We start from the raw sequence: 22,509 nt of genomic DNA, 5'->3' as shown, positions 1-22,509 counted from the left end.
TTATTATACAACATTATCCAAGTTCTTTGCATTGTTCGGACAAAAGAAAAAAGCCCAGACAAATGTCTGAGCTTTTAAAACTAATGAAAGAATTAGTCCTTAACGATGTTTACAGCTTGCAAACCGCGGTCTGAGTTTTCAACATCAAACGTTACGTTTTGTCCGTCTTCCAAAGTCTTGAAGCCGTCGCCTTGGATAGCTGAGAAGTGTGCGAACACATCTTCACCGTTTTCGCGAGTAATGAAGCCGTAGCCCTTTTCGCTGTTAAACCACTTTACAGTGCCTTTTTCCATGATTGTTTCTCCTTCGGGATCATCCCATCTGTGTCATGTATATAAATATGATTCTTTTGGTATGACGCCTTCCGAAAAAAACAAATCAAAATCAAAATTCAAACTTAAATACAAGATTAGTGTAGCACAGTCAGCTGGCTTTGGCAATTAATAAGTCCGATTTCTCACATAGTGGTCAAGACCAATTGCCAAAACCATTCGCTTAACCGTTATTTAATACGTTTTGGTAATAAGCAACCGCATCACGCGCTGCCTGTTCAGGGTTATCAACCGCTTCCTGCTTATTTTGTTGAATAAAGCTGATAAAGTCGGCGTCCTTAGCAGCTGTTTTGGCAGCTAAGATGCTCTTTAGCTTAGCCCCTTCCTCTGCAGACAGTGCAATCCAAGTACTTGGTACTTGGTAGGTCACGACTTTCGACTTAACCTCGTGGTTGTTACCAGCCCAACCAAAGAGGAACTGATAAAAGCCGTTGTCATACACGTATTCCTTCGCCTTTGTCACTTGGAAAGCCTGATTGCCATCAACATGCTCAATCGAAGTCGTCGTCTTGAGGTCAGGCTTGGCAACCGTTGTCTTCAAAGAGTTTGCTTGTGCCTTGTAAACATAAGCCTTTTCACGGCCTGAAGTACCAATTGGTTGGTAAGCTAAGACACCATACGTGTTTTGGTCTTGGGCAGAATAAATCTGTACCTTGGTCGTGACCGTCTTGACTTTCATTCCCCAATGATCATGAGCGTTACCAGTAATCAACACAAGAGAACCAGCAACAGCGATAAAGGAAACAACGGTAGCGGCAATTCGTACCTTAGAATCCTTAACCAGCATGATAGAAAGGAAAGCCAGAATAACAAATAAAATTAATAGAACGATAATCATCTTAGTTCTCCTTTGTTTCTGGTTGGTTGACCTTTCCGTTGTGTAGGAAGAAGGCAAGGACGAAAGCGGCCAGGGCAAACATGGCTGCCACGAAGAACGACGTGTGGAAACCGTCAAGCGTTGCCGTAATCGCCTTTGATCCATAGGCAATCGGATCTGCCGACTTCAAGGCGTTGCTTGGCATGTTGTCGTTTGCAACCGACTGCATGACGGAGGCCAAGACAGCCGTTCCAAGTGAAGCAGCAATTTGACGGGCCGTGTTGTTGACGGCCGTTCCCTGAGCATTTTCTTCCTTAGCCAACGCACCCATGGCCGATGACGTCAACGGCATCATGGTAAAGGCAATACCGGCCATTCGAACCATGTAGAGCGCCGTAATGTAAATGGTTGGCGTTTCTGCCGTTAGGTAGTAGTAAGGCAAAGTGGCCAAGGTGACGAGGGCAAAGCCAAAGATTGCCAAGCGCTTGGCACCATATTTGTCGTAGAAAGAGCCGGCAATTGGTGAAATCAAGCCCATCATTAAGGCGCCGGGTAGCAAAGTCAGACCAGAATTCAAGGCCGTCAAACCACGTACCGTCTGCATGTAGGTTGGCAGTACCATTTCAACACCCAACATGGCGATGAAAGTTAAGGAAACCATCGTTGTTGTCAAGGCGAATTGCTTGTTCATCAGCACCCGAACATCCAAAAACGGTGTTTCCATGTGTAACTGATGACGGGCAAATTCCGCAATAACCAGAGCACCCACAATGATTGGGGCGATAACATAGCTGAATGAGCCCCAACCGTGGTCGGAAACCATGGCAAATCCGAAGAGCAACAAACCAAATCCAACCGTTGATTCAATCAATGAACGGATGTTAAGTGAAACCTTCTTCGTTTCCAAAACGTTTTTAAAGTAAAAGATGGAAAGAATAAAAACGATAATGGCCAAAGGCAAGACCAATCCAAAGATTGAGCGCCAGTCACCACCCCAGGTTAAACCAAGAAAGTCATGCTTGCTGTCCAGAATCCAACCACTCAAAGTCGGTCCGATGGCTGGTGCCATTCCGATAACCAACCCAATGGAACCCAAAGCCTTTCCACGAGAATTTTCTGAGAAAATCGTCAAAGCCACAACCTGCATCAAAGGCATAACAATTCCCGCAGCCATGGCTTGCAAGGCACGGGCCAACATCAAGACCCAAAAGGCAGATGTTGGGGCAGTCCAGGCCATAAAGGTCCCTAAGATATAGACGGCCAAAGCCGTCAAGTAAAGATACTTCGTTGGAATCCGTGTTGTCATGTAAGCCGAAACTGGCACCATGATTCCGTTAACCATCAAAAAGATAGTCGTCAGCCACTGCACGGTTGCAGAATCGACATTAAATGCCGTCATCAGCGCTGGCAAGGCCGTTCCCAATGAGGTCTGCATCAAGATGATCACAAAGGAACCAATCATCAGCAAGGCCATCATGGCTAATTTATTCACCGGTTTCCCAGTGGTGTTATCCGTTGAATTTGCCATTTCTTCCTCCATATATAACAAGAAATAATCCAGACAAGTATACTACTGCTAAAAATTTTAAAAGTCAAACAAGCCCAATCTTAACAGAATCCTTAAACTAAGGTCTAGTCTTTAGCAGTACCTGGCGTAATCGACTGAATTTGGTGATAGTAGTCGACTGAAACCACCCAGTCGGCTTTTCCCTTCGTTGGGTAGATAAAGCGGTCATAGTTTTGCTGGTTCGTTTTTTCCCACACCCCCATGGCAAGTTTATAAAAGTCCAAGAGCGGCATATCAGCGTACTGGGCCCGCCAAGAATTGGGTTCGTTTGCGGACTTGACGGTCGCTAATAAATTACGGGCTAAATACCAGTCACGGATATCCTGCAAATCCGCTTCTAAAAAGACGGTTAAATCAAGCAGTTTTTTCGGTAATTGTAGGGCGACAACCCCCTCTAAAATCAAAACATCTGGCCGGTCAATGATGCTTTCTTTCCCAGGAACCCGGTCAGCCAGGGTTTGCGAATAGACAGCCGTGCGCTGAGTCTGTTGTCCATTCCGGAAATTTTCGATAAACGTTGCCATTCCTTTTAGGTCATAGCTATTTGGAAATCCCTTTTCATCAAAGATACCTTCTTGATGAAGTTGTTCATTTGTCTTCAAGAAAGCATCCGTCGAGAGCACTTGAACTGTTAGGCCCGCCGCCTTGATTTCCATCGCAAGTTGGTCAGCCAGCGTTGACTTTCCAACTGCAACAGAACCGGTTAGTCCAATCGTAAAAAAAGCACCCTGATGGGCGTTTTTTACTTCTTCAATTAATCGTTCAATCATCAACGGCCTCCAATTTGTAAAGAGACTTCGGCAATGCCTGTATCATTGGCGATTCATGACCAGCGCCTATCAAGGTCAAACGGTGCATGGCTCGGGACGTCACAGTATACAACAGGCGACGAACATCATCTGACTGATAATGAGCGGCATCAGCTTGCCAGACAATGACGGCATCAAACTCCAAGCCCTTGGCTAAGTATGACGGCAAAATGACAGCCCCAGGTGCCAAACGCTGGTTTTCGGAACGAATGAGTGTCACTGGTTCGTCTTTTAACTCCTCGGCCAAGGCTTTCGCTTCGGCCAATGTTTGGGTGATAATGGCCGTTTGTTCGCCATCCCCCTCGTTAACGGCAAGCTGTTCACGGGCCGCTTGGACAGCCTCCGCTTCCGTCTTCGCCATCTTAACAACCGGCAAATCACCTGACCGGTTAAAGGCCTCGATGGTTTTACCGTTTTTCAACAAGGCTTTTGAAAAGTCTGTAATCTGCTTCGTTGAACGGTAAGTTTGCGTCAACTCAACAAAGTCGACTTTTTCGGGATTAAAGAGTGAGGCAAAGTCCTCTTCCAACGATGAAGCCCAGTCTTGAGTAAAGATTGCTTGGTTCAGGTCGCCCAAAACCGTAAATTTGGCGTTTGGGAAAGAAAACTTCAAAAAGGCCAATTGGAAAGGCGTATAGTCCTGAATTTCGTCAATAAAGAGGTAACGAATTTCACGTTGCCCGTGCTTTCCAGTAATCAAATCATACAAATAGAGATAAATGGTCGTCGTTGATAGCGATAGCTTTCGCTCCTTAACCTGGTCAATAACAATGGCAATGTAGTCCGTCCATTCGTCTGAACTAATTTGAAAGTCGGCCAAATTCAAATACTTTGGCAGTGCCCGTAAGAGATCAACAAACTGCGCGTTAATATTGATGAATCCTGCGCGACGAACGCGCTTAGCTAGCGGACGCAGGGCCTTTGTTGCAATCTTTTTCGCCAGGAAGTTACGTTCTTGTTTATCAGAAGCAAAAGTCCGTTCCTTTGGGCCTTCGCCAAGTTGATGACGACGAGTCAAATCACCCGCGTCATTAACCTGGTCATCCCCTAACCGAACTTGACCAGCCCCAACTAATTCGTCATATTCCTGCTTCGACAGGTTCTCAATGGCTAGCTCGACCCAGTCGGACTTCATTTGAACCCCAACCTGCGAGCGAAGCGAACGGATCAGACTTTCCTGGGTTGCTTCGAGTCGCTGTGACAACTTGTAGTTCTCATTATATTGGTAGTAAACGCTTTGAATCTTCTCTTTACTCAAGAGTACTTCGCCACGGAAGTTCAGATTCCGAACCTTTAATCCGGATTGATTCAAATCCTGAGCATAGCTTTGGACAGCCCGGAACATGTCAAGCGAACCAAGTAGGTGATCAATTTTCTCGTTTTGTTTATTCTTTTCAAAGCGGTCTTCCAGCGTTTGAACTTCAAACCGTGGCAAACGGTGTGACGCATACTGGTAGAAAGTCAGCTGCACCAGGTTCTGTTCACCCAATTCTGGCAAGACCTGGTCCACGTAGTCATTAAACAATTGGTTAGGTGAAAACATCACCACCTGACCCGAGTTCAACTTACCACGGTAACGATAAAGAAGATAAGCCACTCGTTGCATAATGGCCGCCGTCTTTCCAGAACCAGCCGCTCCTTGAACAAAGAGTAGGTCCGCATCCGTATTACGGATGATCTTGTTCTGCTCTTTTTGGATGGTCGTGACAATCGACTTCATCTTGGTCGTCGACTCACCAGACAGCGCATTGAGAAGCATGGCATCCCCAATCGCTTCTTCCGTATCAAAAAGCGTGACAATCACACCCTTTTCAATTTCAAACTGACGCTTCAATGTCACATCAGCCGTTTGCTTACCGGCAGGAGTCATGTAGTCGACTTTACCAAGACCACCATCGTAATAGATTGAGGCAACTGGTGTTCGCCAATCGTAGACCCAAAAACGGCCGTCATCGTCAGCAAACGAGGCCAGACCAATGTAAACGGTCTCTTTTTCACGGTTCTCTTCCGCATTGTCCAAAAAATCGATGCGCGCAAAATAGGGCTTATCCTTTTGCTTCGCCAACGTTTTGTAGCGATCTTCCGCACGAGATTTAGCTGACTGTCGTTCCTGAATCGCTTGCTGTTGCTGACGAATGGACATCGCCGTTTCCACGATACCGGAATAGGTTGATGTCTTGACGCGGACGTCATCCCAGGCAGCTGATACATCGGCTAAGGATCCCTTGGACTTTTTAACCTCGGCTTCAGCCTCTAGTTGGGCCAAGTCAATCTTCTTTAAGGTTTCATTTAGGTATTCTTGTTCGCGGACTTTTTGCTCGTTTGACACAGTACACCCCTTCTCAATTTACGTTGTATCCATTATACGCCTTACAAATTTAGAATGAAACCATCGGCCAACTCAAAGACCAAATAAAAAAGCCGACCGCAGTCGACTTTTGAAAATTTGTTTACTTGTTCGTCAATGAGGCGATACCAGGCAATTCCTTACCTTCAAGGTATTCAAGGGATGCCCCACCACCAGTTGAGATGTGTGACAACTTGTCTGCAACACCCAAGGCTTGAACGGCAGCAGTTGAGTCACCACCTCCAACGATGGTCGTCCCACCGTTTTCCGTTACCTTAACGAGTTCTTCACCAATGGCCAACGTACCCTTAGCAAAGTTTGGCATTTCAAACACACCCATTGGGCCGTTCCAAACAACCGTCTTGGCATCGTTCAACACGTCATCGAAGAGCTTAATTGACTTAGGACCAATGTCCAAGCCCATGTAGCCATCAGGGATACCAGCATCGGCATCAACAACTTCAGTCTTGGCATCGTTTGAGAAAGCATCTGCGGCAACAGAGTCAACTGGCAAAACTAGCTTGTCCCCAGCTTCGGCCATCAAGTCCTTGGCTGTTTGTACCTTGTCTTCTTCAAAGAGTGAGTTACCAATCTTGTTACCCTTAGCAGCGTCGAATGTATAAGCCATTCCACCACCAACGATCACCTTGTCAGCCTTCTTCAACAATGATTGAACAACTTCAATCTTGTCGGAAACCTTTGCACCACCAATGATAGCAACGAATGGACGCTTTGGTGTATCAACCGCATCACCCAAGAACTTGATTTCCTTTTCCATCAAGTAACCGGCAGCAGCCTGGTCAACGTTTGAAGCAATTCCAACGTTTGAGGCGTGGGCACGGTGAGCTGTACCGAAGGCATCGTTAATGAAGAGATCATCTCCAAGTGAAGCCCAGTACTTACCTAATTCAGGGTCGTTACCAGATTCCAACTTGACGTATTCACCATTCTTCACGTCTTCGAAACGAGTGTTTTCCACCATCAATACCTGACCATCTTTCAAGTCGTTGATTGCGGCTTCCAACTTAGCACCACGCGTTTCAGGAACGAAGATCACTTCTTGTCCCAACAATTCGCCTAAGCGCTTAGCTACTGGTGCCAAAGACAATTCCTTCTTGTCTTCTTCTTTCTTAACACGTCCCAAGTGTGAGAACAAAACGGCACGACCGTTTTCCTTCAACACATGCTTGATGGTAGGCAAAGCAGCCACGATACGGTTATCGTTTCCAATAACGCCAGCCTTAATAGGGACGTTAAAGTCCACTCGCATCAATACTTTCTTACCGGCCAAATTCTTCAAATCTTGTACAGTTAATTTTGCCATGTGTGCCTCCCAAATCATTTCTTTATCTAACAAGACCAATTATAAAGCAAACACTAGCAAATGTCTGCAAGCACTGCTAAATTTGTTCATTTTGTTACTTGCGGAGGTGCCGTTGCCAGGGATAGATCACTTTAATACCAAACTCTTTGTTGAATTCTTCAATGTTATTAGCTGCACTAACAATGATAAAGAAAACAATCAGCCAAACTTCCGCTTGCAAAGGCACCTTGAGAAGGTCTTGCGCCACATCACTTAATAATAATAGTAAAAGACTGATTGTTAGCTTAACGTAAACACGCGTTAATAACTTTTTCACCGGCGCCTTCTCCAAACTCTCTTGCACTTGGCCATCTTCCTTTAAAAAGATATCCAGGCTTACACCAAAGAAATCAGACAAATGAATTAAATCCTTCATATTAGGATAAGTCTTACCATTCTCCCAAGAGGAGATGTTTTGTCGGCTCGTATAAAATTCTTTCGCTAGCTGTTCTTGGGTCAGCCCTTTTTCTTGCCGTAATTTTTGTAGCCGTTTGCCAAACTCCATCTCATCACCTCCGTAAATTCATCTCTTACAGGTTACGAAATTAGCGGCCGATTGCCAAGCAAGAATATCTTGCATAACTTTAAATAAGCGGAAACAAGCGGATTTTAGAAATTATGCTCATTTTGCCATTCTTCAATCCGCCGGTCCTGTTCTTCGAAAAGCTCGAGCCATTCCTGACGAATAGCTGGAGTTAATTTTTCTTCTATTTCTTCATCTGTTAAAACGGGAAGAATAACGCCTTGAACTTCTTTTCCATCAATAATCATTTCATTACTCCTTGCTCTTCTATCGCTTCAATGAAGTGAATATACCTCGGGTCTCTGATGACGATTTCCCGACCATTAGTAAAATTCGACAGGATGCCATTAAATCGCGTAAACGTATCTTTTATCACCACCGGTGGCAACGAAATAATACCGACTTGATTCAACTTTTCAAGTACAACGCCATCCATTTGTCGCCGCCGACTAATCCGATCCGAAACATATTCCTTTTTAATATCCCGTAATACCCCACCAATTATCTTTTGATACAAATGCAAAACATGGTTTCGGTTAACCAATTGATTTAAATCGAGATAGTTCTGAATGTCGATTTGTATGGTTAGCTTTAGAACAACTATCTGTTTTTCGGGCACCTTTCGAATTTGTTTTGCAAACAGCAGCGCATTTTCCTTTGCCGTCTGCATAAAATAGACATCCCCCTTTTCTGGACTACTATCCAGATAACCATAAATACCATGGCCTAAATCATTGGGATAACGCTGTCTTCCTTTTTCTATGCGAAAACCTTCCGTTAAAATCTTTTTAGCGTTCTTTCTGCTAGTTCCGTGGTAGGCAGTAACGATCATCATTAGGCTCCTCTATTGCAGGCAGAGAATCGACCCTGATTCCCTATCAATGAATTTTACGAGCCCCACTCCTTTTACGCTTTCATTACTGTCATCATACGCCGGTAAACCGTCTTCTCCCAGCTATTATCACGATGTGGAATAAAGTTCCCCAAAACGGCATAAAAGCCACAAGGAAATCGTTTCCCGAATTTTTACAGCAACAAAAAAAGCAGACCTTCCGGTCTGCTTTTTATTAACACCCTGATTGCCCCTGCTGGGATCGAACCAGCGCATGGAGGTACCAAAAACCTCTGCCTTACCACTTGGCCAAGGGGCAATGCTTCAAATTTGCCTGAAGCGAGGCAATGGGAGCGGTAGGATTCGAACCTACGAACCCGAAGGAACGGAGTTACAGTCCGTCGCGTTTAGCCAGACTTCGCTACACTCCCATGTCTTAAACAACTTCTCTATATTAACAAGAAAGCTGTTTTCTGACAAGGTTTTTCAAGAAATTTTTTACCAAATTTGAATTCGAGATTCTGGGGCCAAGTACATACCATCCCCTTCTTTCACTTCAAAAGCGTTTTCAAAGTCATCAAAGTTTTTGACCGTCACGTTCGTTCGCAACTTAGCGGGGGCGTGAACGTCAATCGTGGCCAATAAAGCCATGTACTTTGGTTCCGCCTTTTGCCGCCAAAGCGTGGCAAAGTTCTCAAAGAACGCTTTGATGTTGGCATCCCCACCCGCCTTGGCAGCAGCCAAAGCGGCGGAAACGCCACCCAAATCGGCAACGTTTTCCGAAACCGTGAGGTGCCCATTGACTTTGGCACCAGCGGAATCCAACCCATCGAAAGCCTTCACAACGGCTGCCGTCTTTTCTTCAAAGTGGGCAAAATCCTCCTTTGTCCACCATTCCTTTAAGTTTCCCTTTTCATCATAGCGAGCACCGTTGGTGTCGAAAGCGTGCGTAATTTCGTGGGCAATGACCGTTCCAATGCCCCCAAAGTTCTGACTAGCCGTCTGCTTCAAGTCATAGAAAGGTGCCTGCAAAATGGCGGCCGGAAAGACGATGTGGTTGAAATCTGGTGAATAGTAGGCGTTGACCGTATCAGCCGACATGCCCCAGCGGGACTTGTCAGGTTCCTTCCCCCACTTTGAGAAGTGTTCAGCAACTGATTCTTTCGAAAAGCGCTGCACGTTTTCGAGCAAAGATGCCTGTTCGTCAACGGTCCGCTTCAGTAAGTAATCCGGCAACTGTTCAGGGTACCCGACTTTAACACCTAGGGCATTCAACTTCACCTTTGCCTTGGCCCGCGTATCATCGGAAAGCCAGTCAATTTGGTCAAAACGACCTTCATAGACCTTGATTAACTCCTGCACCATGGCCTCAACGTCCGCCTTGGCCTTTGGTCCAAAGTAGGTTTCACCGTACCATTTTCCGATACGTTGTGAAAAGAAGGCCCGCGCTTGACGGAAAGCGGCCTTCTCTGGCTTAACCGCTTCCTTGGTTCCAGATAATGCGCGCCCATATTGACCAGCCAGCACACGCGTCTCATCCCCAAGAAAACCGGCGACCTCGAGCAGGTTTTCGATAATCAACCAACCCTTCACATTGTCAAAGTTTTGCTCGGCATATACCTCGTTGGCCCGGTCAAAGAATGGCCCGTCATAGATAATAACTTTCTCCGGATTTTCCCCTACCAAAGTCGTTAACGTCTTAGCCAAGGCAACGGCCGGCACCTTCTCCTGTGCGGCAGCAACCGTCATTGGGTGATAGTTCTTCCATGAATCGGATAGTTCTTCCGAAGAAGATTCGCGATCGGCTAAGAGTTGATCAAAGGCCAATGCTTGATCAATCCAGTCTGTTCCTTCATCTGCCAAGTCCAACTTTTGGAGTAATCCCTTGACCATCGCTGACCAGGTAGACAAAAGTGCTTCTTTCTGCTCTTTATCTTGGTACGAAGTCGTGTCCGGCAAAATCAAATCTGGACTAGCTAGCCAAAGTTCGTTGCGACTCGTGTTTTTCGAATCCGGGCTAATGGTGGGCTCCAGAATCGTTGAATAGCCTGCCTTAATCAACTGACCCTCTTGCTCTTGAAAGTCTTGCCAAGACGTTAAAGCAAGCAGTGGTGCCAAAAACTTCTTAACCTCACGCTTTTCATTTTCCGCACGCTTTGACCAATCATTGGTTAAACGATGCAATTTAACAAATTCACGGAGGTCTTCTGGGGTTTCCTGTTCCCCCTTTTCAATTTGCTCAAGCACTCGGCGTTCTTCTTTTTCGATTCCCTCGACCAAATCGTAAAAACCACCAGTTACTGGTCGGTCCGCTGGAATCGTGGCTTTTTCAATCCAGTCACCATTGACTGCCTGATAAAAATCATCTTGATAACGTGTTGTCATCTCGTACCTCCTTTTGTACTCATTTCCTACAGCCATTATCCAGTAGTTCTCATTTATTTGCAATAAAAAAGACCGCAAAGCGGTCTTTAAAGACTTTATAACGTTTTTTCACCAACGTTTTTCGGCAAGGTCAATACCTCAAGTAATGGATAAAGCGAAATTAACGCCACCAAAAAGAGTGTTACCTGGTAAGCCAGACTAGTGACAAACATTTTTGAGAACAAAGCGACCAAAGTCGCCACAAATCCGACACCAAAGGCCTGTGACAGCATCTGCATGACGGATTGTAACGTATTCGCCGCGTTCTTTTCCTTTTTAGAAAGTTCCGCAAAGGCAAGCGAATTATAGGAAGTCAATGCTAATGAACGACCAACTCCGGAAACAAAGGCGACAAAGGCAATCCACGGCTTGGCCGTTTCAATTGTAAAGGCCGCCATTAGGAAAGTCGTCATGGTGGCCAGTCCAAGGGCAATCACCAGGGCATACTTGTAGCCCGTCCGCCGGATGATTGGCGTTGTAAACGGCTTGATGGCCAAATTTCCTAAGAAGATGAAGATGACATACGTTCCTGCCTCAATGGCTGACCAGTGGAACGGTACCTGTAGTAGGAGGGTCAACAGGTAAGGCAAGGCCCCAATCGTCATCCAAAAGATGGAACCCCCCGTCTGATAAATCCGGAAAGACTTAATTTTGAGGGCGTCTAAAGCAAAGAGTGGCTGTTCGACTTTTTGTAAATGACGAAAGGCCAGAAAAGCAAAGAAAATGCCCAATATAAGGACCGCAGACCCGACGGCCAACAGCGGCAACCCACGCGATAACACTTCGGCATCTACCAAAATCAATCCAGCAGCCAACGCAACGAGGAGAAAGCCAACCAAGTCAAACGGTGCTTCTTCCCGATCATTTTGATCATGAATCAGGAGATAGCCGGCTAGCAAAATACCAAGCCCAATCGGCAAATTCAAGAAGAAAATCCAATGCCAGGAGAGCGCCGAAATAACATAGCCCCCAAGTAATGGCGCGATGGCTGGTGCAATCAAAGCGGGCCAAACCAGAAAGGAGAGAATTTGTAACAAATTCTTAGCCGCAACGTTTTCCAAAATGATGAGTTTCCCAACGGGTACCATCATGGCCCCCGCCATCCCCTGAATCGCACGCATGACCAAAATGTAGGCTAGATTATTCACTAGTCCAGCAGCTACTGACGAGAGGGTAAAGAGCATGACCGCCAACAAGAAAAGCGTTTTGCGGCTCATCTTTTTTGCCATCCAACCCGACAAGGGAATGAAGATGGCGGCAAAAAGCATGTAAACCGAAACCAGCAATGAGGCTGACGATTGGTTAACCGATAAATCGGTTGCAATTTGCGGCAGTGCCGTAGTGACAATTGTTGAATCGAGCATCTGCATAAAGAGGGCGGCAGCCACAACCAGGGCTGCCCGTTTAAGACTTGCTTCTTTCATGATTCACTTCCTTTAGCAAAATAAAAACAGACACAACATACGCTGCGCTGTTTTTCTTATCTATTTACTCTACTCGTCAACAAGCCCTACGGTCAAGGAAGACTCGTAATTTGATGACGTACCACCGAGCGATTTCCTAGCGGTTGCACCTTACGGTAATTATCCGGGTAGGCTTGGGCAAAAGCCGCCACATCTACTGGACTTATCCCCAGGCGTTCTTTTAATAGAAGCCAATCGACATCTTTTTTTAATGGTGGTGTTGTTAACGTTCCTTTATAGGTCAGAATGCTCTCTTTTTTTGCCGGTAGAAAAGTCAACAAATCAGCCTGTGCTTGTTGCCCAGCTAAAATCGGCGCAAAGAGCGGTTCCGCCTCTGCATCCTCCTCTAAGAAGACAGCGAGTACCAGCGTTCCCCCATCAGCGCGTTTGAAAACAAGGTGCAGTTCGGCTGCACCACTTTGGCCGTCCCATAGGTGTTCAAAACCGTCATGAATGTGGAAACGGACGAGTTCAACCGTCTGTCCATCAATGACAAGCTTTCCATGACAAAAGAATTGGTCGCCGATGACCTGTTCTTTTTTTAGCAGTGGGCTGATGGTTAAGCCCGACCAGTCAATGGCCATTGCCGGCCCATCAACAAGCTTGTCTGCCACTACATCAATTGGTGATTGGCAGGTGGCCGTGGTCGTGTAGCGCCAGGCGTCCTGATAGTGGTAATTTAGTTTTTCCATGATGATTTTCTTTTTCCTATGTTTCCCTTCAAGTTTCCTAAATCGTTTGGTAAATGGAGAAATACATTAATCCCGCTCCAATAATAACAAAAACGTGCCAATAAACATGCCCCATTGGAATTTGTGGGACGAGATAAAAAATGGTTCCTAGCGAGTATACCACGCCTCCGGTTAATAAAAGCCAGAAAGCAGCTGGCGAAAGCGATTGCCAGATAATGGGCATCACTAAAATAATGAGCCAACCCATCACAAGGTAAATGGTCACCGCTACCCAAGGCCAGCGGCCAACAAAAAAGATGTCATAGACGAGACCAGCAAAGGTCATCACTAGGATGGCAGTCCAAATGGCCCAGCCAATTGGCCACTTCAAGACTAGCCACGTATAGGGCGTGTAAGAACCCAAAATCACCAGGTAAATCCCTGCATGATCCATAAACTGAAAGACTTTCGCGGCCTTAGTAAAGACCAGCGAATGAAAAAGTGTCGAAGCCAGTAAAAATAGCAAAATTGACAAAATATAGATGGTAACGGCCGCAATCGTTAGCGGGCTGGGTGACTGACTCGAAACCTTCTGAATTAAGAAGACCGAAGCCACTAACGCCAAACAAAAACCAACGCCATGCGTGGCAGCGTTTAAAACTTCATAGACAATCGTATATGCTTTTGTCCTTTTTTTCATCTTGATTCCTCTCAAAAACGGGGCAACAGGCTTTGTAACAGTTTAGCTTAGTTTTTCACTTTTGGCAAAGTCGAATCAACAAGGCAAAAATAACAAGTATACCAATTTGACTTTTTACGTTAATTCCCTTACACTGTATTTGTTGTTAAGAAAGAAAACAGAAGCAGGAGGTCTATTCATGAAGTTGACATTTACTGATGCAGCAAAGGCACGTTTGGAAAAGTTCGCAACCCCTGACAAGAAGATTGTTTTGGACTTTGATGACGGTGTTGGTCCATTCTCGAAGGAAGCCAATTGCACACTGGCCCTTTCGTTCAATCTACTCTTCGTTCCGAAGAATACCGATTTGTCAGAATTTGGTGCAACGATTGATTCCAACTTGGGAACCGTCTATGCAAAGCCTTATTCAACGGATCAAATGGATGAAGAGATGACCGTTGATGTCAACAAAAAGTATCTTCGTTACAGCCTATCCGGCCGTAATGGCGTGCTCGACTCTGCTTTAGGAATCAAAAACATCGACTAAACCATTCATCATTAACATAAAAAGACCGGTCAAACGACCGGTCTTTTTTTCGTTACGTTATTTCCATCACTTCGAATAGAATTGGTAGTCTTTCGTCCAAATCAGGGCCATGGCCCCATCCCCAGTGTGGACCCCAATCACAGGGTCCATTTCAGCCCTTTCAAAAGATACCGCTGGATATTTGCTAGTAAAATCCTTCAACCACTTGTCACCAAGCTTTTGGTTATTACCATCAATTACGTAGGCCCGCACTGGAAAGTCGACTTTGGCCAGGTACGCTTCGAAGGCTTCTTGGATTAAGTCCTTGGCCCCTGACATCTTCCGTGCCTTGCCAACCGCCCCAATCTTGCCATCTCCCTCAATGTCGAAGTTCAAAATCGGCTTAATGTTTAACAAGCCACCAATCAGCGCCTGTCCCCGAGAAAGGCGACCGGTTCGCTTTAAGTGCGAAATATCATTGACGACAAAGCGAACGCCCATGTGTGTTCGAAAATCCGCCAGCTTAGCCAGAATGTCATCCATCGTGGCTTCTTCTTTTGACAACCTAGCTGCCAATAAGGCCTGGGCGGCCTGGCCCATGTTGACAAGCTTTGAATCCACTACTTCAACGCGATTCAAGCCCTCATAGCCTTCAGCAACCAACTTAGCCGTCTGAAAAGCACCGGAGATTCCAGACGAAAGCGTAATAATAACCGCTTCGTCATAGCCCGCGTCCTTAGCCTGGTTAAGCGCCATTTCCCACTGTGCCGGAGAGGGCTGCGACGTCGTGGGTAATTCTTTTTTCTCCCCCATCATTGTCACCAGCTGTGCGATGGAAGTGATGTCCTGACCACCTAAGAAGGTTTCCTGGCCAAACAAAATGGGAATGGCCACTTCAATAATTGAAAATGAATTTCGTAAACTCTGTGGTAGGGCGGATGATGAATCGGTAATGACCGCAATTTTAGCCATATCATGTCTCCTAAATCGTTATCTAAAGTCTTATTTCGAGTAATTGACCGGCCACCAAGCCAATGGTAAAGGCAACGAGGCCCGCCAATAGTTGCACCAGCAGGTACACCATTTGTTTTTGTCCGTTTTGCTGTTGGGCACTTTCCGTCATCATTGTCGAAAAGGTTGTAAAACCACCCAATAAACCAGTCTCCAACAAGATTACCAGCTTTTGGTCAAGATGAACAGTGAACAGGAAGCCCATGACCAAAGATCCAAGCACGTTAATCCAAAAAATCCCCGTAAAATAGGACTTCTTTAAAGGAAAGATTGCCAGCAGTAAATAGCGAAGCAACGCGCCAAGACCTGCTCCACCCATGACCAACAAGAACCGTCCCATCATAAGCGTTCCCTCCGTTTCTTCCAGTTAGCCAGCCAATTCCCGAACCGCTGACCAAAAGCAAGCGAACCTAGGGCTAAGATAATACTGCTAACTAATAGGAAAAGGGCCAAAAGAACGTGCCCAGTCATCAAGTTATGACCATCTTGCAACATCAAGGTACTAAAAGTTGTGAAGCCACCACAAAAACCTGTTCCAATGAACGCCTGCCAATAGGCTGGTGCCTCATCTGAGGACTTCAAGTAGGCACCCAATGTTGAAAGCACCAAGGTTCCAAGACAGTTAATGAAAACCGTCATGGCTGGCCAGCCGCCCAAATAGGGAACCAGGGTAAGCGCAAAGCGGCAAGCCCCGCCGATTGCTCCTCCCAAAAACACGGCCAAGGCCAGCAACGGCAAGCGCTCATTTTTCATTTGAAACCCCGCTAATCACACAGAGATTGGTCCCAGCCCTTTGATTAACGTCTTGTAGAATGTTTTCAAGATTGATTTCAGCCATCTTTTCAATGAGGGCCCGGTCAATCTCTTCATAGTAAGTGGAAAGTACCGGGTTAACCTGCTGGGCAATCGGACAGTCATCACTGACTTTGTTATCCAGTGGAAAAACGCCTGGGTTAGGATCAACTGCTTGAAGAACATCGGCCAAACTAATGGCAGCAGCAGGTTTCGCTAAAACTGGTCGTGAAAAGTGATCGCCAAGGCGTTCAATTATTCCCGCACTTTGTAAATCGGCCATGAGGGCCCGAATCCGCGAAGGGTTAGTGTTCACGGAGGCCGCAATTTCCTTGGAAGAGCAGGTAGCCTTTTGGTCAGTAGTCGAAATGTAAATCAAAATGTGGATGGCATTGGTTAATTTTAACGATGGCTTCATGACCATTCCCCCTTGTTTTTTATTCTCGACTAGTATAACATACTATTTGTACTTTTATAAAATACAAGAAACGGAGTAAGCCATGACATTCGAAGAATTACAAAAAAAGCGTCGTTCAATTTACGCATTGGGAAAAGAAGTTAAGAAGAGTCCAGAAGAGCTCTTCAACATGATTAAGGAAGCCGTTAAGGAAAGCCCATCCCCCTTTAATTCACAATCAGTTAAAGCCGTTGTTTTGACGGGTGCTGCTCACGAAAAGCTTTGGGAAATGACTTTAGTAGAATTAAAAAAGGTTTCAGCCTCAGAAGAAGCCTTCCAAGCAACCACTGCCAAAGTCAAGGGCGCCTTTGAAGCTGGTTTCGGAACCGTCCTCTACTTCACTGATGAAAACATCGTTCAGGGCTTGAAGGAACAAGCACCGCTCTACGCCTCTAACTTCGACAGTTGGGCCGAAGAGGCCATCGGGATTGCCCTCTACTCGGTATGGATGCGCTTGGCTGAAGATAACATCGGCGCCTCCATTCAGCACTACAACCCACTAATTGATCAAGCAGTGAAGGAAGCCTTTGATATTCCTGCCAGCTGGACTCTCCGTGGCGAGATGCCATTCGGTTCCATCGAAGCACCAGCGGATCCAAAGACTTTCGTAAAGGATGACGAACGTTTTAAGCTCTTTGATTAATTTTCTTAGAGAAAAGACATTTTTCTTTAATTTTTGTTGACAAGGGTAGCGCACTCTTGTATGCTTAAGTCAACTTTTAATGTTTTAGGAGCAATTACATGACTGCATTTCAAACGCAATTGAATCGCCAATGGTGGCGCCGGTAGGAACGCAGCTTGACGGAATACGGACAAGCTGTCATGACAGTTTGTCCCAACCGGCTTCTTTTTAATGTATAAAAGTCTGTTTGGGTACATCACAATACCCAAGCAGGCTTTTTTCATGCAAAAAAACAGCTTAGGTAGCATTTATGGGAGAAAATCATGAATAAACGTTTATTAGCCGTCACTTCGGTGATTCTTGCTTTTCTAGTTTTTGCCTTCTTTGCAGAAGGCAACGGAACTAGCAAGAAAGAAAATAAGGTACCAACCGTTGGTATTCTGCAACTCGTAACGCACCCTGCTTTGGATCAGATTCATGAGGGTGTTGTCGCCGGTTTGAAGGCTGGAGGTTATACAGACGGAAAGACCGTTAAGATTTCCTACCAAAATGCCCAGGCAAACCAAGCGAACTTGAAAACCATGGCACAAGACTTTGCTAATAAAAACATGGACTTGACCGTTGGTATCGCCACGCCAGCTGCTCTATCGTTAGCACAGGCCGAGAAGGGGCAGTCCCCCGTCATCCTTGCGGGTATCACCAACCCGGTTGGTGCGAAATTAGTCAATTCTTTGTCAAAGCCAGGTAAGAACGTGACCGGAGTGGCCGGCGACTCGCCTTACCAAAAACAAGCTGCTGTTATTAAGGAAGTATTGCCAAAGGCAAAGACCATCGGTATCATTTCAACCACTTCCGATTCAGGTGGTACTTACAACGCGGCCCAGATGAAAAAAACCTTGCAAAAGTCGGGTTACACGGTCAAGTCCTACACCATCTCATCGACCAACGACATGCTCCAAGTCGCCAACACCATGGCTGGTGAAGTAGACGCCATCTACGCACCACAAGACAACTCCGTGGCCACGGCTATGAAAACCCTTGTCTCAGCGGCTAAGGCAAAGAATGTTCCGGTGATTCCATCAAACGATACGATGGTTGCTGATGGTGGTCTTGTGACCTATTCACAGTCTCAGTACCAGGTTGGCTACCAGGCTGGCCAAATGGCCGCACGCGTGTTGAAGGGTGAAAAAGCCTCAAACATGGCCGTGCAGTCCGTTGAAAAGGGAAACTACGCTGTGAACTTGCAAACTGCTTCAGACCTCGGTATCACGCTGCCGGAACACATGGTTGCCGATGCCAAAGCCAATAAGGAGGCCTACTAATGTCTATTATCGTTTCATCCATCTCACAAGGAATTCTCTGGGCTGTTCTCGGCGTTGCACTCTACCTGACTTTCCGTATTTTAAACTTTGCGGATATGACGGTTGAGGGCTCTTTCCCCTTAGGTGCCTCTACCGCTGTCGCTTTAATCGCTCACGGCACGAACCCCTTTTTAGCAACCATCGCCGCCCTCTTTGTTGGTGCTTTGGCCGGCCTAATTACCGGTGTTCTCTATACCAAAGGAAAAATCCCCATCTTGTTGGCTGGAATTTTGGTCATGACCGCCTGTCTATCCATTAACTTGCGCATCATGGGTTCCGCTAACATTTCCCTCTTGGATCAAAAGACCATCTTTTCCTTGTCTTTCCTACAGGACTTGCCAAAGTACTTCGATGGTGTGGTTCTCGGCCTCATCGTTATTACGATTATTTTGGGCTTCCTCATGTGGTTCCTACAAACCGAACTCGGCCAAGCCTTTATCGCTACCGGTGATAACAAAGTCATGGCAGCCGCCTTTGGAATTAAAACCGATCAGATGACCATCATGGGACTAATGGTTTCCAACGCCCTCATCGCCTTTGGTGGTGCAGTTATTGCCCAAAATAACGGCTTTGCTGACATTAACATGGGAATTGGCATTATCGTCATTGCCCTCGCTTCCATCATCATTGGTGAGGTGGCCTTCGGTGATTTGTCACTGAACCAACGTTTGGTCGCTGTCGTCATTGGTTCGATTATTTACCGCCTGGTCTTGTTGGCTGTTTTGCAACTTGGTTTCTCAACCAACGATTTGAATCTGATTTCATCCATCATTTTGGCTATTGCCATGATGATTCCGCAGGCACGTAAGTATCTTAAGCTCGATAAAGTCCTACACATGGGAGGTAAGGCACATGACTAACCCAGTCTTTTCATTGAAAGAGGCCACTGTGACCGTACCAAATGGTACGACCATCATGGACCACTTGAACCTAGACATTTATCCAGAAGACTTTATCACTGTTCTGGGAACAAACGGGGCCGGAAAATCCACCCTTTTCAACGTCATTTCTGGCGACCTCCCACTCAGCTCTGGTAGGGTTGAGCACAACGGGGAAGACATTACCGCCGTTCCTGCTGTCAAGCGAACAGCCTTCCTCGCCCGCGTCTTTCAGGACCCCAAATTGGGTACGGCTCCTCGAATGACCGTTGCCGAAAACTTACTACTGGCAGAAAAAAGAGGCTCCCGTCGGACACTCAAAAACCGGCAACTAACGGCAAAGAAGCTCGAAAAATACTACGAGCTGACAAAGACTATGGGGAATAACCTTGAAGATCGATTGCAAACCGCCACTGGCTCCCTATCCGGGGGACAACGCCAGGCACTTTCTTTCTTAATGGCAACACAAGTCAAACCCGGCTTGCTCCTTCTAGATGAACACACCGCGGCCCTTGACCCAAAGACTTCTGACCAGCTGATGGCAGCGACAAACCATCAGGTCAAGGATAACCACCTCACGTCCCTCATGATCACCCACAATCTAAAAGACGCCCTCACTTATGGCAACCGGCTCATTGTCTTGAATGCCGGCAAAATCATTTTAGATGTTCGTGACGAAGAGAAAGAGGCTTTAACTGAAACAGACCTTCTTCGCTACTTTACACGCTAACGAAAAGGAATAAAAAGTCGGACAGAATGTAATAAACATTCTGTCCGACTTTTTGATTGTCTAAAAATCAAAGGGATTTTCTTCCGAGTTAATCTTATCAAATACGTCAAAAAGATGATCACGCTCGGTAATTTTATATTTCTTCATTTTGCGATCATAGATCACTTCAGATTGAACCGCTTCACCCTGTTGTAAGTCGGCCAAAAACTCCCGAATCGCAGCAATGTCTCGCTGTACTGTTTTTTGCCCAACGAAAAAAAGATCTTCGATTTGCTCCACTGACATGGCCTGCTTTGAAATTAAAATTGAATACAGTCGTAAAATTCGTTGTTTATCATTAAAGACATTCTTTTCGCGTGACATAAGTAACTCCTCTGCTCATTGTAGCAAAAAAAGAGAAAGAGACCTAATTAATTCACTCATGCCACATAAAAAGCAGGCCGAAGCCTGCTTTTTATCGTTTTTTATACAGAACGACGCTGGAAAATCATGAAAGTCAGCGCATAAATTACCAACAAATAGGCGATATAAACCAACCAAATCACCCATACATCAGCACCAAAGTACATCTTCAACTGGAAGTTCATCATTTTGCTTCCGTTAAACTGTGATAGAAGTGCTTGTACCGTGAAAGGATTCCACTTGAATGGTTCCCAGAAGCGAACCAAGTAGGTCGTAATGGCAGTAATCACTGAAGTTGCTACTGACAAAACAATTCCAATCGAAACGGCCGCTGCTGAGGACTTAGCTAGGTTTGATACGAGCAAAACAATGGCGAAGAAGAACAACGTCATGACAACGTCCATAAACTGGGCAAAGAAGAAAGTCTGCCAGTCAATATCAGTCCCCGTCGTTCCATGCATCATTTGGAAAATCGCACGCCCCGCCAATGTTCCCAAAATAGCAGAAGCAAGAACCAAAACGTATTCGACGATAATCATCACAATCTTTGAAATGAAAATTTCAAAGCGGGAATACTGCCGTGATAGGAGTGGGCGAATCGTTCCATAACCAAATTCTTGTGTAAAAGTCAGTGCCGCAATCACCGACCCGGCGATGGCAACGATAATGCTTGCACCACCAAAGTAGTAATAAGCGTAAAACTGTTGTTCAGCTGGAATCAATGTGTTCAGAACGGCAATTGGCATAATGAAGGCCAACAAAGCCCAAATGTAAAAGCGGTTTTGCTTAACAGCCTTCATCCATTCTTGTTTTAATAGGGTAATCATAATTTCTCCTTTGCTAAGGTTTAAGCGCGTGTGCTGTTTTCAGATAGCACTTCCATCAAGTGGTCTTCCAAGTTGACAGTTCCTGTCTGGATGTCTTGTACTTCCACATTAGCCTCAGTTGCCTTGGCCAAAACAGCCTGTGCATTCACACCGTTTTCAGCGGTAATCAACACTTCACCATCTTCTGACATCTTAACCTGCCAACCAGCAGCTTCTGCCGCGAGCACCATGGCGTGGTTATCCGAAGTCTTGACTTTCACTTGCGCCTTGTCTTCCGAAAGGAATTCCGCCATCGTCGCACGACGGATAATCTTTCCCTTGTTAATAATGACTACGTCATCAGCTAAGCGCTGCAATTCATCCAAAAGATGGGAAGAAATCACGAAAGCAATGCCCTTTTCCGCTAAGTGTTGGATTAGCGAACGAATTTCTCGGACTGATTGGGGGTCCAATCCATTCATTGGTTCATCTAAGATAACCAACTTGGGCTTGCGAACCAAAGCAATGGCAATTCCTAAACGTTGCTTCATTCCAAGAGAAAAATGCTTAGCCTTACGCTTACCGAAGTTTGGACCATCAATACCGGTCAACTTCATCAATTCATGAATGTCTTCTGGATCCTTTGAATCCATGGCGTAATACTTCATGTGATCTTCGGCTGTGAAGTTTGGATAGATTGATGGGTATTCAATTAAGTTTCCCATCTTAGACAGAGCTTTTGTCTTAGAGAATTTAACTGGTTGTTCGTCAAAAATGACTTCACCTGAGTCAAATCGCATTAATCCAGTCATTGCACGCATGGCAGTGGACTTACCGGCACCGTTTGGACCAATCAATCCGACAATGCGACCGGGTTCGACGTTGAATGACACGTTGTCCAAAGCTTTGTAAGAACCAAAGCTTTTCGACACGTGACGCAGTTCTAATAATGACATATGCGTTGTCTCCTTTTGTAAACGCCACATAGTGAATTCTTCACCGGGCTTAAACTTATTTCGAGTCGTCTTCATTATAACAAAGTGAAGGGGTTGGAACAGTCATTCCATTATCCTTAACCTTTCTATAAAAAAAGCTCC

25 protein-coding genes and 2 tRNA genes are annotated in these 22,509 nt (G+C 45.7%); 5 read left to right on the top strand and 22 right to left on the bottom strand.

Annotated elements, in window-relative coordinates:
* Window positions 1-92 precede the first annotated feature (92 nt).
* The 15 genes from ACSYSL_RS05350 to trhA form a co-directional block, all read right to left on the bottom strand.
* Window positions 93-293, bottom strand: a complete 201-nt coding sequence (locus ACSYSL_RS05350) for a cold-shock protein (protein ID WP_010691409.1) — start codon at window positions 291-293, stop codon at window positions 93-95.
* Window positions 294-495: 202 nt separating this feature from the next.
* Window positions 496-1,170 (bottom strand): DUF4811 domain-containing protein, encoded by a 675-nt coding sequence (locus tag ACSYSL_RS05345; protein ID WP_338344915.1) that lies wholly within the window; start codon window positions 1,168-1,170, stop codon window positions 496-498.
* A 1-nt stretch (window position 1,171) separates the two neighbouring features.
* Entirely contained in the window at window positions 1,172-2,677 is a 1,506-nt protein-coding gene (locus ACSYSL_RS05340; protein WP_187753604.1) for an MDR family MFS transporter, read from the bottom strand.
* Window positions 2,678-2,781: 104 nt separating this feature from the next.
* Window positions 2,782-3,486, bottom strand: coding sequence for a nucleoside/nucleotide kinase family protein (locus ACSYSL_RS05335; RefSeq protein ID WP_187753605.1), 705 nt, complete (start codon window positions 3,484-3,486; stop codon window positions 2,782-2,784).
* On the bottom strand, window positions 3,479-5,854 hold the full coding sequence (gene helD / locus ACSYSL_RS05330; RefSeq protein WP_491708515.1) for an RNA polymerase recycling motor HelD: 2,376 nt from the start codon (window positions 5,852-5,854) through the stop codon (window positions 3,479-3,481). The genes ACSYSL_RS05335 and helD overlap by 8 nt, the downstream gene beginning before the upstream one ends.
* A 121-nt stretch (window positions 5,855-5,975) precedes the next feature.
* A complete protein-coding gene (locus ACSYSL_RS05325) occupies window positions 5,976-7,196 on the bottom strand; it encodes a phosphoglycerate kinase (RefSeq protein WP_010691401.1) in 1,221 nt (406 codons plus the stop codon).
* Between the two features lie 94 nt (window positions 7,197-7,290).
* Window positions 7,291-7,740 carry a helix-turn-helix domain-containing protein gene (locus ACSYSL_RS05320; protein ID WP_491708514.1) on the bottom strand — a complete coding sequence of 150 codons (450 nt, stop codon included), beginning with the start codon at window positions 7,738-7,740 and terminating at the stop codon, window positions 7,291-7,293.
* 104 nt (window positions 7,741-7,844) lie between these two features.
* Window positions 7,845-8,006 carry a hypothetical protein gene (locus ACSYSL_RS05315; RefSeq protein WP_010691397.1) on the bottom strand — a complete coding sequence of 54 codons (162 nt, stop codon included), beginning with the start codon at window positions 8,004-8,006 and terminating at the stop codon, window positions 7,845-7,847.
* The gene (locus tag ACSYSL_RS05310; protein ID WP_338344907.1) at window positions 8,003-8,593 is read right to left on the bottom strand and encodes a hypothetical protein; all 591 of its coding nucleotides are present in this window, start codon (window positions 8,591-8,593) and stop codon (window positions 8,003-8,005) included. Before ACSYSL_RS05310 ends, ACSYSL_RS05315 begins: the two co-directional genes overlap by 4 nt.
* Window positions 8,594-8,837: 244 nt before the next feature.
* Window positions 8,838-8,909, bottom strand: a tRNA-Gln gene (locus tag ACSYSL_RS05305).
* 29 nt (window positions 8,910-8,938) lie between these two features.
* Window positions 8,939-9,021 (bottom strand) — tRNA-Tyr (locus ACSYSL_RS05300).
* A gap of 67 nt (window positions 9,022-9,088) precedes the next feature.
* Window positions 9,089-10,975 (bottom strand): M13-type metalloendopeptidase, encoded by a 1,887-nt coding sequence (locus ACSYSL_RS05295; RefSeq protein ID WP_491708513.1) that lies wholly within the window; start codon window positions 10,973-10,975, stop codon window positions 9,089-9,091.
* Between the two features lie 95 nt (window positions 10,976-11,070).
* A complete protein-coding gene (locus ACSYSL_RS05290; protein ID WP_491708512.1) occupies window positions 11,071-12,438 on the bottom strand; it encodes an MFS transporter in 1,368 nt (455 codons plus the stop codon).
* A 92-nt stretch (window positions 12,439-12,530) separates the two neighbouring features.
* Window positions 12,531-13,169: a carbonic anhydrase family protein gene (locus tag ACSYSL_RS05285; RefSeq protein ID WP_491708511.1), complete on the bottom strand. Its 639-nt coding sequence runs from the start codon at window positions 13,167-13,169 to the stop codon at window positions 12,531-12,533.
* Window positions 13,170-13,206: 37 nt separating this feature from the next.
* Window positions 13,207-13,848 carry a PAQR family membrane homeostasis protein TrhA gene (trhA, locus tag ACSYSL_RS05280; protein ID WP_187753612.1) on the bottom strand — a complete coding sequence of 214 codons (642 nt, stop codon included), beginning with the start codon at window positions 13,846-13,848 and terminating at the stop codon, window positions 13,207-13,209.
* Window positions 13,849-14,026: 178 nt separating this feature from the next.
* Here trhA and ACSYSL_RS05275 point away from each other — a divergent pair, with 178 nt between their 5' ends.
* The gene (locus ACSYSL_RS05275; protein ID WP_491708510.1) at window positions 14,027-14,374 is read left to right on the top strand and encodes an iron-sulfur cluster biosynthesis family protein; all 348 of its coding nucleotides are present in this window, start codon (window positions 14,027-14,029) and stop codon (window positions 14,372-14,374) included.
* Between the two features lie 66 nt (window positions 14,375-14,440).
* Here the strand turns inward: ACSYSL_RS05275 and ACSYSL_RS05270 are convergent, their stop codons facing one another.
* The 4 genes from ACSYSL_RS05270 to ACSYSL_RS05255 are packed head-to-tail and all read right to left on the bottom strand — an operon-like array spanning window position 14,441 to window position 16,574.
* Window positions 14,441-15,325: a DegV family protein gene (locus tag ACSYSL_RS05270; RefSeq protein ID WP_491708509.1), complete on the bottom strand. Its 885-nt coding sequence runs from the start codon at window positions 15,323-15,325 to the stop codon at window positions 14,441-14,443.
* A gap of 22 nt (window positions 15,326-15,347) precedes the next feature.
* Complete coding sequence (locus ACSYSL_RS05265; protein WP_491708508.1) at window positions 15,348-15,707, bottom strand: fluoride efflux transporter FluC; 360 nt, start codon at window positions 15,705-15,707, stop codon at window positions 15,348-15,350.
* Window positions 15,704-16,117, bottom strand: a complete 414-nt coding sequence (locus ACSYSL_RS05260; RefSeq protein WP_010691381.1) for a fluoride efflux transporter FluC — start codon at window positions 16,115-16,117, stop codon at window positions 15,704-15,706. Before ACSYSL_RS05260 ends, ACSYSL_RS05265 begins: the two co-directional genes overlap by 4 nt.
* Entirely contained in the window at window positions 16,107-16,574 is a 468-nt protein-coding gene (locus tag ACSYSL_RS05255; RefSeq protein WP_010691380.1) for an Rrf2 family transcriptional regulator, read from the bottom strand. Before ACSYSL_RS05255 ends, ACSYSL_RS05260 begins: the two co-directional genes overlap by 11 nt.
* Before the next feature lie 82 nt (window positions 16,575-16,656).
* Here ACSYSL_RS05255 and ACSYSL_RS05250 point away from each other — a divergent pair, with 82 nt between their 5' ends.
* From ACSYSL_RS05250 to ACSYSL_RS05235, 4 genes are all read left to right on the top strand, one after another.
* The gene (locus tag ACSYSL_RS05250; RefSeq protein ID WP_010691379.1) at window positions 16,657-17,256 is read left to right on the top strand and encodes a nitroreductase family protein; all 600 of its coding nucleotides are present in this window, start codon (window positions 16,657-16,659) and stop codon (window positions 17,254-17,256) included.
* 302 nt (window positions 17,257-17,558) lie between these two features.
* On the top strand, window positions 17,559-18,557 hold the full coding sequence (gene trpX, locus ACSYSL_RS05245) for a tryptophan ABC transporter substrate-binding protein (RefSeq protein WP_338349582.1): 999 nt from the start codon (window positions 17,559-17,561) through the stop codon (window positions 18,555-18,557).
* Window positions 18,557-19,456: an ABC transporter permease gene (locus tag ACSYSL_RS05240; RefSeq protein ID WP_010691377.1), complete on the top strand. Its 900-nt coding sequence runs from the start codon at window positions 18,557-18,559 to the stop codon at window positions 19,454-19,456. Before trpX ends, ACSYSL_RS05240 begins: the two co-directional genes overlap by 1 nt.
* The gene (locus ACSYSL_RS05235) at window positions 19,449-20,204 is read left to right on the top strand and encodes an ABC transporter ATP-binding protein (RefSeq protein ID WP_010691376.1); all 756 of its coding nucleotides are present in this window, start codon (window positions 19,449-19,451) and stop codon (window positions 20,202-20,204) included. The genes ACSYSL_RS05240 and ACSYSL_RS05235 overlap by 8 nt, the downstream gene beginning before the upstream one ends.
* A gap of 60 nt (window positions 20,205-20,264) precedes the next feature.
* Here ACSYSL_RS05235 and ACSYSL_RS05230 read toward each other — a convergent pair whose 3' ends face one another.
* The 3 genes from ACSYSL_RS05230 to ACSYSL_RS05220 form a co-directional block, all read right to left on the bottom strand.
* On the bottom strand, window positions 20,265-20,567 hold the full coding sequence (locus ACSYSL_RS05230; RefSeq protein ID WP_010691375.1) for a hypothetical protein: 303 nt from the start codon (window positions 20,565-20,567) through the stop codon (window positions 20,265-20,267).
* 101 nt (window positions 20,568-20,668) lie between these two features.
* Complete coding sequence (locus tag ACSYSL_RS05225; protein ID WP_010691373.1) at window positions 20,669-21,433, bottom strand: DUF2705 family protein; 765 nt, start codon at window positions 21,431-21,433, stop codon at window positions 20,669-20,671.
* 20 nt (window positions 21,434-21,453) lie between these two features.
* Window positions 21,454-22,368, bottom strand: a complete 915-nt coding sequence (locus ACSYSL_RS05220) for an ABC transporter ATP-binding protein (RefSeq protein WP_010691369.1) — start codon at window positions 22,366-22,368, stop codon at window positions 21,454-21,456.
* Window positions 22,369-22,509: the final 141 nt, after the last annotated feature.

This window comes from Fructobacillus sp. ESL1129, from assembly GCF_058507945.1.
Note: the sequence above shows the minus strand (reverse complement) of the source record. Positions and strands in the feature narration are given on the sequence as shown.